Source organism: Fluviicola sp. (genome assembly GCF_039596395.1).
Taxonomy (GTDB): domain Bacteria; phylum Bacteroidota; class Bacteroidia; order Flavobacteriales_D; family Crocinitomicaceae; genus Fluviicola.
In genome coordinates this window covers 220,961-233,207 of record NZ_JBCNJT010000004.1, presented here as the reverse complement: position 1 = coordinate 233,207, position 12,247 = coordinate 220,961, and the positions used below count along the sequence as shown (strand labels likewise).

The 12,247-nt window shown below is 44.7% G+C and carries 11 protein-coding genes; 7 read left to right on the top strand and 4 right to left on the bottom strand.

The window, feature by feature from the left end; genetic code table 11:
* The first annotated feature begins 106 nt into the window (after window positions 1–106).
* From ABDW02_RS18625 to ABDW02_RS18610, 4 genes are all read left to right on the top strand, one after another.
* Window positions 107–1,201 carry an Mrp/NBP35 family ATP-binding protein gene (locus tag ABDW02_RS18625; protein ID WP_343637293.1) on the top strand — a complete coding sequence of 365 codons (1,095 nt, stop codon included), beginning with the start codon at window positions 107–109 and terminating at the stop codon, window positions 1,199–1,201.
* Window positions 1,188–1,433, top strand: a complete 246-nt coding sequence (locus ABDW02_RS18620) for a NifU family protein (RefSeq protein ID WP_343637291.1) — start codon at window positions 1,188–1,190, stop codon at window positions 1,431–1,433. Before ABDW02_RS18625 ends, ABDW02_RS18620 begins: the two co-directional genes overlap by 14 nt.
* An 82-nt stretch (window positions 1,434–1,515) precedes the next feature.
* Window positions 1,516–3,156, top strand: coding sequence for a choice-of-anchor L domain-containing protein (locus ABDW02_RS18615; RefSeq protein ID WP_343637288.1), 1,641 nt, complete (start codon window positions 1,516–1,518; stop codon window positions 3,154–3,156).
* Between the two features lie 113 nt (window positions 3,157–3,269).
* Window positions 3,270–3,626: a hypothetical protein gene (locus tag ABDW02_RS18610; protein WP_343637286.1), complete on the top strand. Its 357-nt coding sequence runs from the start codon at window positions 3,270–3,272 to the stop codon at window positions 3,624–3,626.
* Window positions 3,627–3,678: 52 nt separating this feature from the next.
* Here ABDW02_RS18610 and ABDW02_RS18605 read toward each other — a convergent pair whose 3' ends face one another.
* The 4 genes from ABDW02_RS18605 to ABDW02_RS18590 form a co-directional block, all read right to left on the bottom strand.
* Entirely contained in the window at window positions 3,679–4,281 is a 603-nt protein-coding gene (locus ABDW02_RS18605; protein WP_343637284.1) for a superoxide dismutase, read from the bottom strand.
* A 322-nt stretch (window positions 4,282–4,603) separates the two neighbouring features.
* On the bottom strand, window positions 4,604–5,554 hold the full coding sequence (locus tag ABDW02_RS18600; protein ID WP_343637282.1) for a T9SS type A sorting domain-containing protein: 951 nt from the start codon (window positions 5,552–5,554) through the stop codon (window positions 4,604–4,606).
* A 153-nt stretch (window positions 5,555–5,707) separates the two neighbouring features.
* Window positions 5,708–6,979, bottom strand: coding sequence for an amidohydrolase (locus ABDW02_RS18595; protein ID WP_343637280.1), 1,272 nt, complete (start codon window positions 6,977–6,979; stop codon window positions 5,708–5,710).
* 18 nt (window positions 6,980–6,997) lie between these two features.
* Window positions 6,998–10,036: an amidohydrolase family protein gene (locus ABDW02_RS18590; RefSeq protein WP_343637278.1), complete on the bottom strand. Its 3,039-nt coding sequence runs from the start codon at window positions 10,034–10,036 to the stop codon at window positions 6,998–7,000.
* Window positions 10,037–10,153: 117 nt separating this feature from the next.
* Between ABDW02_RS18590 and ABDW02_RS18585 the strand changes: the two genes are divergently transcribed.
* Genes ABDW02_RS18585 through hflX form a run of 3 tightly spaced genes read left to right on the top strand, consistent with a single transcriptional unit; the run spans window position 10,154 to window position 12,114 of the window.
* Window positions 10,154–10,591: a hypothetical protein gene (locus tag ABDW02_RS18585; protein WP_343637276.1), complete on the top strand. Its 438-nt coding sequence runs from the start codon at window positions 10,154–10,156 to the stop codon at window positions 10,589–10,591.
* Entirely contained in the window at window positions 10,582–10,929 is a 348-nt protein-coding gene (locus tag ABDW02_RS18580; RefSeq protein ID WP_343637274.1) for a cytochrome c, read from the top strand. Before ABDW02_RS18585 ends, ABDW02_RS18580 begins: the two co-directional genes overlap by 10 nt.
* A gap of 3 nt (window positions 10,930–10,932) precedes the next feature.
* Window positions 10,933–12,114 carry a GTPase HflX gene (gene hflX / locus ABDW02_RS18575; protein WP_343637272.1) on the top strand — a complete coding sequence of 394 codons (1,182 nt, stop codon included), beginning with the start codon at window positions 10,933–10,935 and terminating at the stop codon, window positions 12,112–12,114.
* The last annotated feature ends 133 nt before the right edge of the window (window positions 12,115–12,247 follow it).

Genomic DNA, 12,247 nt, shown 5'->3' with positions numbered 1-12,247 from the left:
ATTTTAAAACTGATGATCCCGATCTTACGTATAGATCGGGATTTTTTTTGCTTTTAAGAGAAGTTCCGGGAACGAATAGCTATTTTTGCAGTGTAAAAAAATTACCATGACCAAGGAAGCAGTGTTGGAAGTATTGGGAACCATTTTGGAGCCCGATCTAAAGAAAGATATCGTAACACTCAATTTTGTAGAAGACCTGCAGATTGAAGGTTCGAAAATTACCCTGACAATTTATGTTTCGAACCCGGCTTTGCATGCCAGAAAACGCATGCAGGAAGCTGTTGAGTTCAATTTGAAGCGTGTTTTCGGTGACGATATCGAAATTACCTGCATGGTAAAAGGAATGCCTTCCGAGGCGCGCGATACACACCGCAAGATCCTTCCTGAAGTGAAGAATATCATTGCAGTTGCTTCCGGGAAAGGAGGTGTCGGTAAATCTACCGTTACTGCGAACCTGGCCGGAGGATTGGCGAAAGCCGGATACCGCGTGGGAATTGTGGATGCAGATATTTACGGGCCTAGTATCCCGACGATGTTTGATGTGAACGGTGAACGCCCTACCATGCTGGATGTGGACGGAAAACCGATGATCAACCCGGTAATGAGTTACGGGATCAAGATCCTTTCGATGGGATTCTTCTCCCAGAATGATGAGGCGATCGTTTGGCGCGGGCCTATGGCAGCAAAAGCCATGACACAATTGTTTACGGATGCTTACTGGGGCGAATTGGATTATTTACTGATCGATCTTCCTCCGGGAACGGGTGATATTCATCTTTCCCTGGTACAAACCGTTCCACTGGACGGGGTAGTAATCGTAAGCACGCCGCAGGAAGTGGCTTTGGCAGATGCGCGTAAGGGAGTGAACATGTTCAAACTGGATACGATCAACGTTCCGATCGTTGGATTGGTGGAGAACATGGCCTGGTTTACACCGGCTGAATTACCGGAAAACAAATACTACATTTTCGGGCGTGACGGAGTGAAAAACCTGGCTGCCGGAATGAACGAAACATTCCTGGGGCACATTCCATTGGTTCAGGGGGTGCGCGAATCCGGAGACGCGGGCCGACCTGCTGTATTTCAGGAAAATACGCCTACGGCATTAGCATTTGAAGAATTAGTGCGTATCTTTGTAGACGAGGTAAACGTGCTCAAAGCGCGTAAAGCAATAAAAACACAAAAAGATGGTGTTAAATAAATCCGAATTAACTGATAAAATCAACCTTTCGTTAAGTGAATTGAGACCGCATCTGAACGCTGACGGAGGGGATATGGAATTAGTTGATATTACTGATGAGGGCGTTGTTCAAGTGAGATTACTCGGAGCTTGCAGCGATTGCTCCATGAGTGTGATGACGATTAAAGCAGGATTGGAAGAAGCAGTAAAAAGAGTTGCTCCTGAAATCGTTGCTGTGGAAGCCGTAAACTAGTTTTTTCAGTTGATCCAAAAAACTTAGTGCAACTTTCTTTCGGGACATGGCGTCTACCTACCGAAAGAAAATAACCCGCGCTATGAAACAATTGAAAACAACTTTTGTACTTGCTCTCCTTCTCACTTATTCCAATTTTTCCAATTCCCAATTGATATACTCCGGTGTTTCCGACCTGGAAGTACTGATCACGAACATTTTCGGTGTTCAGTGCCAGGGAGTCACCAATGTTACGCTCCAGGGAACACAAAACCAAGTTGCCCGTTTTGAGAACGGAATGTCCTTAGGGGTAAACAGTGGTTTGGTACTGTCGACCGGTTATCCGAACCTTTCCAGTGCTCCATCTTCTACTTTTTCCAGTGTGGATATGAGTATGCCCGGAGATTATGACATCATTCAGTATGGGAATGTAGCAACCGGAACAGGCAGTTTTGATGCTATTTCCGTTCAGTTTGATTTCACACCTATCATTACGGATACCATCCGTTTCAATTACATCTTTGCTTCGGAAGAATACCCGGAGTTCTCCAACACGCAGTACACAGACCGTTTCCTGTTCCTGGTTTCGGAAAATGCAGGCCCGCCGGTGAACATTGCCAATGTTCCGGGCACAACTGTTCCGGTGGAAATCAATTCCATCAACCAGTACATCAATTCGCAGTATTATGTAGACAATGCCAGCGGACTGAATTCCACGAATTTTGTATTCGACGCTTATACGGTTCCTTTACAGGCGAAGTTTTTCGCACAGGTCGGAAGTACGTATCATATCAAATTGGTGATTTCCGATGTTTCAGACGGTATTTACGATTCTGCAATCTTTTTGGACGAACAGGAGGCAAACAACGATATTTCGGGAAGTTTGACGGTTAACGGCCAGCCGGCTGAAGGAATCCTGGAAGTATTCAATTTCGTACAGGATACAATCGTTGCAATCCCGGTAGAAACCGTCAACGTGACTAACGGAACTTACACGGCAGACAGTTTACCGACAGGATTGTACCACGTGCGTTTCACACCTGATCCGGTTTTATTCCCGGGAGCAGTTCCGCTTTATTTTGCTACCAGTTCTACCTGGACAGGAGCAGATGCTATCGGTTTGCCTTGTTTCCTGAACAATGCGAATATCAATGCGGATACACTGGATGTATTAAGCGGCACAGGAAGCGTTTCGGGAACGATCGTTGTGGACACTTCTTACCTGAAATCACTGAACGTTCCGTTTGAAGGAGCTTTAATGCTTTTAAAAGATGCCCAGACGCATGAAACCAAAGGTTTTGCTTATACGGCTTCTGATGGTACATATACGATTGATCATGTTACCGACGGTTCTTACTACCTGCTAGTAGATGTTCCGTACATTCCACATACGGATACCTTATTCTTTGATGTTCCGGTTGGTGGAATCTTACTGGATGCAGATTATGCAATCCTGCCAAACGGAATCGAGACAAACGGAACGCCTTATTTAGGTTTGGAAGAATACATGGAAACACACTGGAGCATGGCTCCGAACCCTGCAGATAAGTTGGTTGAAATTACTTCGGACAAAGAAGTGAAGTTGATCCAAATACTGACAATTGACGGGGCATTGGTTACTGAGATTTATCCGTCAAACGGCGGAATGAAAACGAGCTTCGATATCAGCAATTTGAAACAAGGAGTTTACCTGGTTCGCATGGACCAGTCGGCGCCAAAACGATTGGTTGTTACGAAGCAATAGTTAGTTTATTTACGTTCAAAAAGAAAGGCGTCGTTGATTGAACCGCGCCTTTCTTTTTTATGGAATAATTCTTGTGGAATAATCCCGAAATCAACGATCTTAAAATTTAACTTATGAAACACACCAGGCGTTTACTGCTAACATTGTCTGTATGCTTATTACTGGGAACAAGCCAGGGAATGGCCCAGGAAAAAACATCCCAAACGGTTCTGATCAGGGCTTTTGAATTGCCTCCATTGGGAGGAGGAAGATCATCCCGCATGACGGTAACTTCCCCTGACGGATCTTTCAAATCGACGGAATTGGCGGAAATCGATGCGAAAACTTATGACGGTGCCGCTAATAACAGCGTGATTATCCAGAAGGAACTGGACAAATGGAAAAAGGAAGGATTTGAAGTGGATGGATTGTCGACCCAAACGACCTTGAGCGGAGGGATTATTACGACGATTGTCCTGTCGAAGGATTAGAAAAAAGTAGGGGCGTAAAATTTTACGCCCCTACTTTTCTTTGACAGATTTATTACTTCTTTGCTTCTGCGTATTTTTTCGCAACAGCTTCCCAGTTTACTACATTAAAGAATGCGTTGATGTAATCCGGGCGACGGTTTTGGTAATGCAGGTAGTAAGCATGTTCCCAAACGTCCAATCCTAAAATCGGTGTTCCTTTACATCCTTCTCCCATTACCGGGTTGTCCTGGTTTGGAGTGGAGCAGATTACCAGTTTTCCTCCTTCTACACACAACCAGGCCCATCCTGAACCGAAACGTGTTGTTGCAGCTTTTGCGAACTCATCTTTGAAGTGCTCGAATGTTCCGAACGCATCGTTGATTGCCTGAGCCAACTCTCCTGTTGGAGTTCCTCCTGCATTCGGTGCCATGATTTCCCAGAACAGGTTGTGGTTCCAGTAACCACCTCCATTGTTGCGAACAGCCGGCTTGTCTTTGCAATTTTGTAAGATATACTCGATTGATTTCCCTTCCAAATCCGTTCCTGCAATCGCATTGTTCAGGTTTGTTGCGTATGCCTGGTGATGTTTTGTATAATGGATCTCCATGGTGCGAGCGTCAATGTGTGGCTCTAATGCATCGTATGCGTATGCTAATTTTGGTAATTCAAATGCCATAACAGTTATTTTTTATGTTCTTTAACAAAAATAGGAAACAAAATTGAAAAAGGTGATCCGTTCCGGAATAAGGTTTTGTTAGGAAAGGTTAAATGAAAATGCAAAATGTAAAAGTGAAAATGTAAAAAGTGATTATGTGAGAAGTAAAAAATGAAAGCGTGAAGAATAAAAGAATTTATGGAATGGCTGAACGGAATGGGAATAAGTGAGCGTTTTTTATGGAAACCTCCGTTTACTTCCGTGCTTGCCTGTTCCGACCATTGGAAATAAAAAAATCCCTTCCACCGCAGCGAAAGGGATTTCTCTATGTTTTCAGAACCGATTAGTTCTTTGAAATGCGCTTAACAGAAACTGCACCGTTGTTTCCGTAAACTTTCACCAGGTACATTCCTGAGTTCAATTCGGAAAGGTTTACTTCTGAAGAATTGTCGTTTACTGTTTGCTCCATTGCCAATTCACCGGACAATTGGTACACCTCGATTTTAGAGATTACCTCATCGGAGTTGACAACGATCGTACCGTTTGTTGGGTTCGGGAACATCAACAAATTGATCAATTCGCTTTCTTCCAAACCAAGGTTTGCAGGTACGCTTGTGTAATAAGCCGACTGGGAAGTAGATGATCCTGTAACGTTGGAAACGTTTGCCAATTCGTGAGTAACACCTGCTTTGTACCAGTTAAATGCAATCACAGATGAATTGATTGTTCCTCCGGCATATGTATCTGTATTTGTTTGAGTAGACTTCACACGGATTACGTTTGTGAACGTTCCTGCCGGAGTGATCAGTGTTCCTGTACCTGAATATTCGGACTGGGTGTTTGTTGTACGGTTGAATGCAAACCCGCTTACCGTGAAAGTAGCTGCCGCAGCATCCGTGAAGTTATAAGTGGTATTCACCGGGAACTGTAGGTATGTTGCAGGATTGGAATAAGTAAATATTGTTCCGTTTGCATCGATTCCTACCACTTCCATTTTAGTACTTGAAACGTTGTAGTAAATAGCTCCGCCGTTTGATTGAGTCAATTTTACGTTTGCAGTCGGGAAAGTTCCTCCTGAGTTTGCCGTTGTAGCTACTGTAACCTGGCTGTTATTTGTCATTGTGGACAAATCCCATGTTACACCTGTTCCGGTAGTTCCAGGGTTTACGTAGTCGGAAACATACATCGTATAGTTGTCACCTGGTGTGTAACCAACGTCTGTACGGGAAAAACTTTGGGCAAAAAGCGCATTACCGGATAATAGCAATGCCGCAGCAATGTAGATTTTTTTCATAGACCTAGATAATTAAATTAAATTTTCGACGAAGATATTTATTCGCAGAGATTTAACGGATACAATAATTGTTAAAATCAGAAACAGAATGAGAATGATGATTTAAAGTCCTTCAGTAAGTTTACTCTCATTCTCCGCTCTCATTCTCACTCTTTACTTCCCGTACTTCGTTTTATACTTCCTGTACAATTCCGTCTGGAAATTGGTAGTTGGTACAAACGCCCCGTTAATTAGCAACAAGGAAGCCTGGTTGCCTTTCATTTCCAGAGCAGAACCGGCCGAGCCGTAAAGTGTAGCTTTCTTACCGATCTCTATACTTCCGTAGTTTTTGGAAATTCCCATGATTTCGCAGGTGCTTAAGGTAATGGAGCGGATTGCTTCTTCTTCTGTCAGGCCGTAAGACATAGCAGTTCCTGCCAGGAAAGGCAGGTTGCGCGCGTTCATGGCTTCCATGTCACCTTCGTTCTGCAGGCAGAATTGTACACCGGCTTGTTGCAACAGGAATGGCAATTTGTATGGAAGGTCGAAGGCATCATCGTCGTGCTGCGGGAGTGAATGCAGGCGGCCAACCATGACCGGAACTTTTTTGATTTTCAGGCGGTCTGCTACCAGGTAACTTTCATATCCGCCTACGATTACCGGGAATTTTATTTCCAGTTCCGTGATTAAATCAAGAATGTCATTGATTTGCTGCACTTCATTGGCGTGGAAATAAAACCTTTTCTCCCCGTTAAAGCATTCGCTCATGGCACTGAATTGAAGCGGTGTGGCTTTATCCTTATTCCCGGCACTCACTTTGGCATTGGTCAGATAAGCAATCAGTTCCCGTTTTTGCTCTTCGTAGGTTTCATTCGGTTTGGCAACCGGCTCGCCCCAATGGCGGCTGTAAGCAGAAGGCCATTCGATGTGGATCCCGTCATCTGCCTTCACGGTTCCGTCTTCCCAGTTCCAGCAAGCACTAGTCATCAGGCTCGATTGACCGGAAATACGCCCGCCGCGTGGAGTGGTCTGGATCATCAATACACCGTTGGTGCGAACTGTTTCGATCACATCCGATTCACAATTGTAGGCGACCTGGGCACGTACATGCGGATTGAAAGTTCCCAATTCCTGGAAATCATGCGAAGCTCTTACGGCATCAATTTCTGTTAAGCCCAGTGTAGAGTTGGGAGCTACGAATCCCGGGTATAAATGATGCCCGTTGAGTGTGATTACCGTATCCCAGTCTGCTTTGTTGTAGGTGTAGGCCAGCGTGTTTTTCACCAACATAATGGTGCCGTTCTCAATTCCTACTGATCCTGTCGGGATCACATTCCCGTTCCCGATGTGAAGCGTTGCACCTTCGATGAGGATCTTATTGTATTTCTTTTGTCCGTAGCTTACAATTGCCAACAGAAGCAAAAAAGTAGATATAATTGTTTTCATGTTCTCTGTATCTGCCGGTTAGTGTTCGTTTACTTCGAGTGATTCTTCTTCACCCAGTGTATTGCAATGGAAATGCCCTCTGCGCTTGCGTGTGAAAGGTTTGGTCGGTTCGCCTTTCTTGTTTTCTTCCGACATTTTAGCAATGATGCGTGCACGTTCTGCGGCAGTTTCCTGTTGAATGCTGAAGTCCTTTTGCGCATCGAACAGGATTTCTCCGTCTACAATTGTGTAGATCGGTTTTGCCGTTACACTCAGCGGATTGTTTGTCCAAAGTACCAAATCGGCATCTTTTCCAACCTGGACGGTTCCCATGCGGTCGTCCAAATGCAGCAATTTTGCCGGATTCAAAGTCACCATTTTCCAGGCCTGATCTTCTGTCATTCCTCCGTATTTGATGGTTTTGGCAACTTCCTGGTTCAAACGTCTTCCCATTTCGGCGTCGTCAGAGTTAATCGCAACGGTTAATCCCATATTGGTCATCAATGCGGCATTCTGAGGAATGGCATCCATGACTTCGAATTTATAGGCCCACCAATCGGAGAAAGTAGAAGCACCGACTCCGTGTTCTTTCATTTTATCGGCTAATTTGTATCCTTCCAGGATGTGTGTAAACGTGTTTACCTTGAAACCGAACGAATCAGCTACGTGCATCAGCATATTGATTTCCGACTGAACATAACTGTGGCAGGTAATTCTGCGTTCCCCCGAAACAATTTCGTATAATGCTTCCAGTTCCAGATCAACCGCCGGAGGAACCGCGTTTTTATCTTTATGTTTCCCTGTTTGATGCCCGCTTTTCGCCTGGTGATAAGCCAGTGCACGTGAAAACGCATCGATGTAAACCTGTTCCACGCCCATACGCGTTTGCGGGAAACGGTTGCTTACACCCCAGTTGGATTGTTTCACATTTTCTCCCAAAGCAAATTTCACGAATTTCGGAGCGTTCTTAATGACGTATTCATGCGGGTAATGTCCCCATTTCAACTTGATCAGCGCGGATTGCCCGCCGATCGGGTTGGCGGAACCGTGCAGCAATTGAGCAGCTGTTACGCCACCGGCCAATTGACGATAGACATCAATATCTTCCGCGTTGATCGCATCTTCCATACGCACTTCGCATGCAACTGCCTGTCCGCCTTCATTTACACCGCGTGTTAAGGCAATGTGTGAGTGTTCATCGATAATTCCGGTTGTAAGGATTTTCCCGCGGGCATTGATTACTACTGCATCATTTGGTTTCACGTATGTTCCGGAACCTTTGTGAATGGCTTTGATCTTCCCGTTTTCCACGATAACCGTTCCTTCCTGGATAATTCCTTCGTCGGTATTGGTCCAGATAGTAGCTTGTTCGAAAATGATCACGGATTGTTTGGGCGGTGTGGTAAAGCCAAAAGCACTGTTCGGGAAACGTGCACCCGGAATATTCATTGTATCAGCAGTCCAGGCTTGTTTGGTTTCGTCTTTCGCTTCGAATTTCTTGTTGCGCATAGCGCTCCACTTGATCCATTTTCCTTTGTTGTTGGTTCCTTCTCCCTCGAAAATGAATACGCGTGTATTGACATCGCCTTTGAGACTGAAGGTTTGCTTTTCGCCGTCAACCTGCTGCACAAAATGGATGGAGATATCGTTATTGACCAGGGAAAGTTTCGCATTGGTAGTCAGTGTGTCTGATTTATTCGCAAGTGTGAGTGAATCCTGGATAGTACGTACCAATTTCACTTTTCCTTCCGGCTGGGAAGGAGTACCGGCAATTTCCAGCCAGTATTTTGCCCCGTCGATGTTTAAACTGTAAGTTCCGCGGATATCCGAGATCGGTGCGTTTTGGAAGACTTTGCGTTCTCCTTTGGAGAATACTTCCAGTACTTTTGCCTGATACAGGAACGGGTTTTGGTCATATACCGTGAAGTTAGCCCATTTCTCTGCTTCTATTGTTCCCAATTCTTTCTGAACACCCAGTAAAGTTGCCGGAGCTACTGTCAACGAGCGCAGTACGTCATTTACCGACCAGCCTGCTGCCAGAGCCTGGTGAATGTGTTTCCAGAAATCTGCTGCGGTGGTGTGCCCGGAAGCAGAAGTAATAAAAGGAACTTTGTGTTTGAACAGGAATCCCGGATTTCTCGGTGCCATTTCCCACACCTTTAATTCGCTATAAGGAATTTCATGTGCCAGGTACGGATCTTTCAGGTCGAAAGCTTCCGGGAAATTGATCGGGATTACCAATTGTACTTTCAAGGTATCCCATGCATTTCCTAGGAATTGTTCCTGCCCGGTTCCAAGGATTGTAAAGTCGCGTTTGAATTCCCGCATGAACGCTTTCACACGAAACACATCCGACTTATCTTCCAAAGCAAAGAAAGCGGGCTTTTTCAATTGTAGCGTGATAGCATCCAATGTATAATTGGCATCTTTCCCGTATTCGGAATGCCATTGCGCATCGTAAAAAGATTGTCTCAGTAAAGCGATTGAACCGACCAGCGAGCTTGGATAATCCAACGGAGAACTTCCCTTTCGGAACGAATAAAAAGAAGCTGCTTTGCTTAAATAGGGTAAATTTCCTGTAGTTGTTGTTCCCAGTTGCATCAAAGAACCGTATCCTTGCGCCAGGCCGTCATTCCGGTGGATCAACACGGAACCGAATCCCATTTTCTGGTATTCTGCGGTTAATTTCTCATCCGCTTTGTACCAGTCGATCGCATCAAATTCGGCTCGGATTGCATGGTTCCAATAGTAAGGTCCCGTTTTGTTCTCCGCTTTCTGGTCTGAAGGAATTCCCATCGTTGAATTCACTTCGATAAAAGAAGGAACAACAACCGCGTTTTTTCCGTCAATGACCAACAAGTCCTTCGGAGTGGTGAGCAGGATTTTATCCACCGCCGTAATCTTTCCGTCCCGGACAGTGATTGTACCATTCTCTATGGTTTTATCGGGAGAGACCAGGATGGTCACATTTGTAAGCACAAACGAATTTTGGGCAGGGGATTTTACTCCGTTCTGAGGTTTTTCGGCTTGAGAAAAAACGCTCAGTGGAAATAAGAGAGCAACAATATAGCGAATCATTTTTCGACGACTTCTGGTTTTAAGGGCTGAAAAATAGTGATTCTATGTGGAAATAAGTGATTGACTTCGACCAATGAGGTCTTTTTTTCGGTAATTTTGCCAAAAACTAATTTGATTATGGGCGCATTGGTACATGTACATTCCGGATTACGCTGGTTAGCATTGGCGTTATTGCTTTTCGCAATTGTAAACGCGATCTTAAAACGAAAAAGCGGAAAATACGAAAAAGGGGATAAGATGCTGAACCTGTTTGCGATGGTAATGCTGCACATCCAGATTTTAGTGGGAACAATCCTGGCATTTGTTACGGGGAAGATTTCTTACGTGGAAGGCTGGATGAAAAACCCGCAATTACGTTTCTTCGGGTTGGAACACATCCTGTTGATGGTTATCGCAGTTACCTTGATTACTATCGGTAGAAAGAAAGCGGAGAAAGCATTGGACCCGGCTAAAAAGCACAAGACGATCCTGATTTGGTATACGATTGTATTGATCATCATTTTCGCGGCAATTCCATGGCCGTTCAGAACTGCATTGGGAGGATCATGGTTCTAAAAATCAGCACCGGAATACTTCTTTCTGTTTGTTTGCTAAGTGCCGGTTGCGGTGAAACAGCTAAACCGGAAGTAAGCGATAAACCTGTTTCCAATGAACCGGTTTCACTGGAAGATGCCAAAGCGGTTTATACACTGAATTGTGCTTCGTGCCATGGGCCTGACGGAACATTGCAGGCTTCGAATGCAAAGGATTTATCCATCAGTAAGTTGGATGAACCGGCGATCGAGAAAATGATCCGAAAAGGAAACGATAAAGGGATGATGCCTTACGAAGACATGTTGAGCACGCCCGAAATTAAAGGATTGGTAAAATTCGTTCAAACGTTACGAAAATAAATAATGAGTGAAGGTCACGTTTTAGTTGATGCAGTAGAAGAAACCTGCGTACTTGTTGGGATCATTACATCTGCGGTGACCGATGAACAAGCTCACGAGTACCTGGATGAACTGGAGTTCCTGGCAGAAACTGCCGGTGCAACTGCTGTTAAACGATTTACACAGAAACTTCCGATGGCGAACCCCAGAACCTTTGTGGGAACGGGGAAACTGGAGGAAATCAGAGAATACATTAAAGAACACGGAATCGAACTGGTCATTTTTGATGACGAGCTTTCGCCTTCCCAACTGCGGAATATTGAGAAAGAACTGGAATGCAAGATTCTGGACAGGAACATTCTGATCCTGGATATTTTCGCTTCCCGTGCACGCACTTCTCACGCCAAAACACAGGTCGAACTGGCGCAGATGCAATACATGCTTCCGCGACTAAAACGCTTGTGGACTCACTTAGAGCGTCAAAAAGGAGGGATCGGTTTGCGTGGTCCGGGGGAATCCCAGATTGAAACCGACAGACGGATCATTCAAACACGAATTGCACTCCTGAAAGAAAAACTGAAGGAGATCGACAAGCAAATGGCTGTTCAGCGCGGAAACCGCGGACAGTTGGTGCGCGTTGCATTGGTCGGTTATACCAACGTAGGTAAAAGTACCATGATGAACTTGTTGAGTAAGTCGGAAGTATTTGCTGAAAACAAGCTCTTTGCAACACTGGATACAACGGTGCGCAAAGTGGTGATTGACAATCTGCCATTCCTGTTGACAGATACCGTTGGATTTATCCGCAAATTACCTCATCAGTTGGTAGAGTCTTTTAAATCCACACTGGATGAGGTGCGTGAAGCCGATTTGCTGATCCATGTCGTAGATATTTCGCATCCGAACTTTGAAGATCAGCTGCACATCGTGAATGAAACGCTGGCAGAACTGGACAACAAAGACAAGCCGATGATCCTTGTTTTCAATAAGATCGATGCATATCAGTACAATCCTGAAAACGAGAAAGGCGCTAATATGACACTGGAGGAATTGAAAAAGACCTGGATGAACCGCTTGCCGGCAACCAAATGTGTGTTCATTTCCGCAACGAATAAGGAAAATGTGGAAGAGCTTCGGGAAACGATGTATTCCGAGATCAAACGCATTTTTGCAATCCGTTATCCGTTCAATAACTTTTTATATTAAACCAAAGATACACTTCGACTCCGCTCAGTGTCCTTTGAAAAATCTTTCTGGAACAGGTGGCTGAGTGGAGTCGAAGACCCGGTTCCTGATTAACCTTTCGGTTGATTGCTGATTGATAATCTGTTGAATCAGG

Excerpts from the sequence above, each read along its gene's own strand:
- ABDW02_RS18625 (WP_343637293.1), top strand. The coding sequence starts at position 107 with ATGACCAAGGAAGCAGTGTTGGAAGTATTGGGAACCATTTTGGAGCCC.
- ABDW02_RS18605 (WP_343637284.1), bottom strand. The coding sequence starts at position 4,281 with ATGGCATTTGAATTACCAAAATTAGCATACGCATACGATGCATTAGAG.
- ABDW02_RS18580 (WP_343637274.1), top strand. The coding sequence starts at position 10,582 with ATGGTTCTAAAAATCAGCACCGGAATACTTCTTTCTGTTTGTTTGCTA.
- ABDW02_RS18615 (WP_343637288.1), top strand. The coding sequence starts at position 1,516 with ATGAAACAATTGAAAACAACTTTTGTACTTGCTCTCCTTCTCACTTAT.
- hflX (WP_343637272.1), top strand. The coding sequence starts at position 10,933 with ATGAGTGAAGGTCACGTTTTAGTTGATGCAGTAGAAGAAACCTGCGTA.
- ABDW02_RS18595 (WP_343637280.1), bottom strand. The coding sequence starts at position 6,979 with ATGAAAACAATTATATCTACTTTTTTGCTTCTGTTGGCAATTGTAAGC.
- ABDW02_RS18590 (WP_343637278.1), bottom strand. The coding sequence starts at position 10,036 with ATGATTCGCTATATTGTTGCTCTCTTATTTCCACTGAGCGTTTTTTCT.
- ABDW02_RS18620 (WP_343637291.1), top strand. The coding sequence starts at position 1,188 with ATGGTGTTAAATAAATCCGAATTAACTGATAAAATCAACCTTTCGTTA.
- ABDW02_RS18610 (WP_343637286.1), top strand. The coding sequence starts at position 3,270 with ATGAAACACACCAGGCGTTTACTGCTAACATTGTCTGTATGCTTATTA.
- ABDW02_RS18600 (WP_343637282.1), bottom strand. The coding sequence starts at position 5,554 with ATGAAAAAAATCTACATTGCTGCGGCATTGCTATTATCCGGTAATGCG.
- ABDW02_RS18585 (WP_343637276.1), top strand. The coding sequence starts at position 10,154 with ATGGGCGCATTGGTACATGTACATTCCGGATTACGCTGGTTAGCATTG.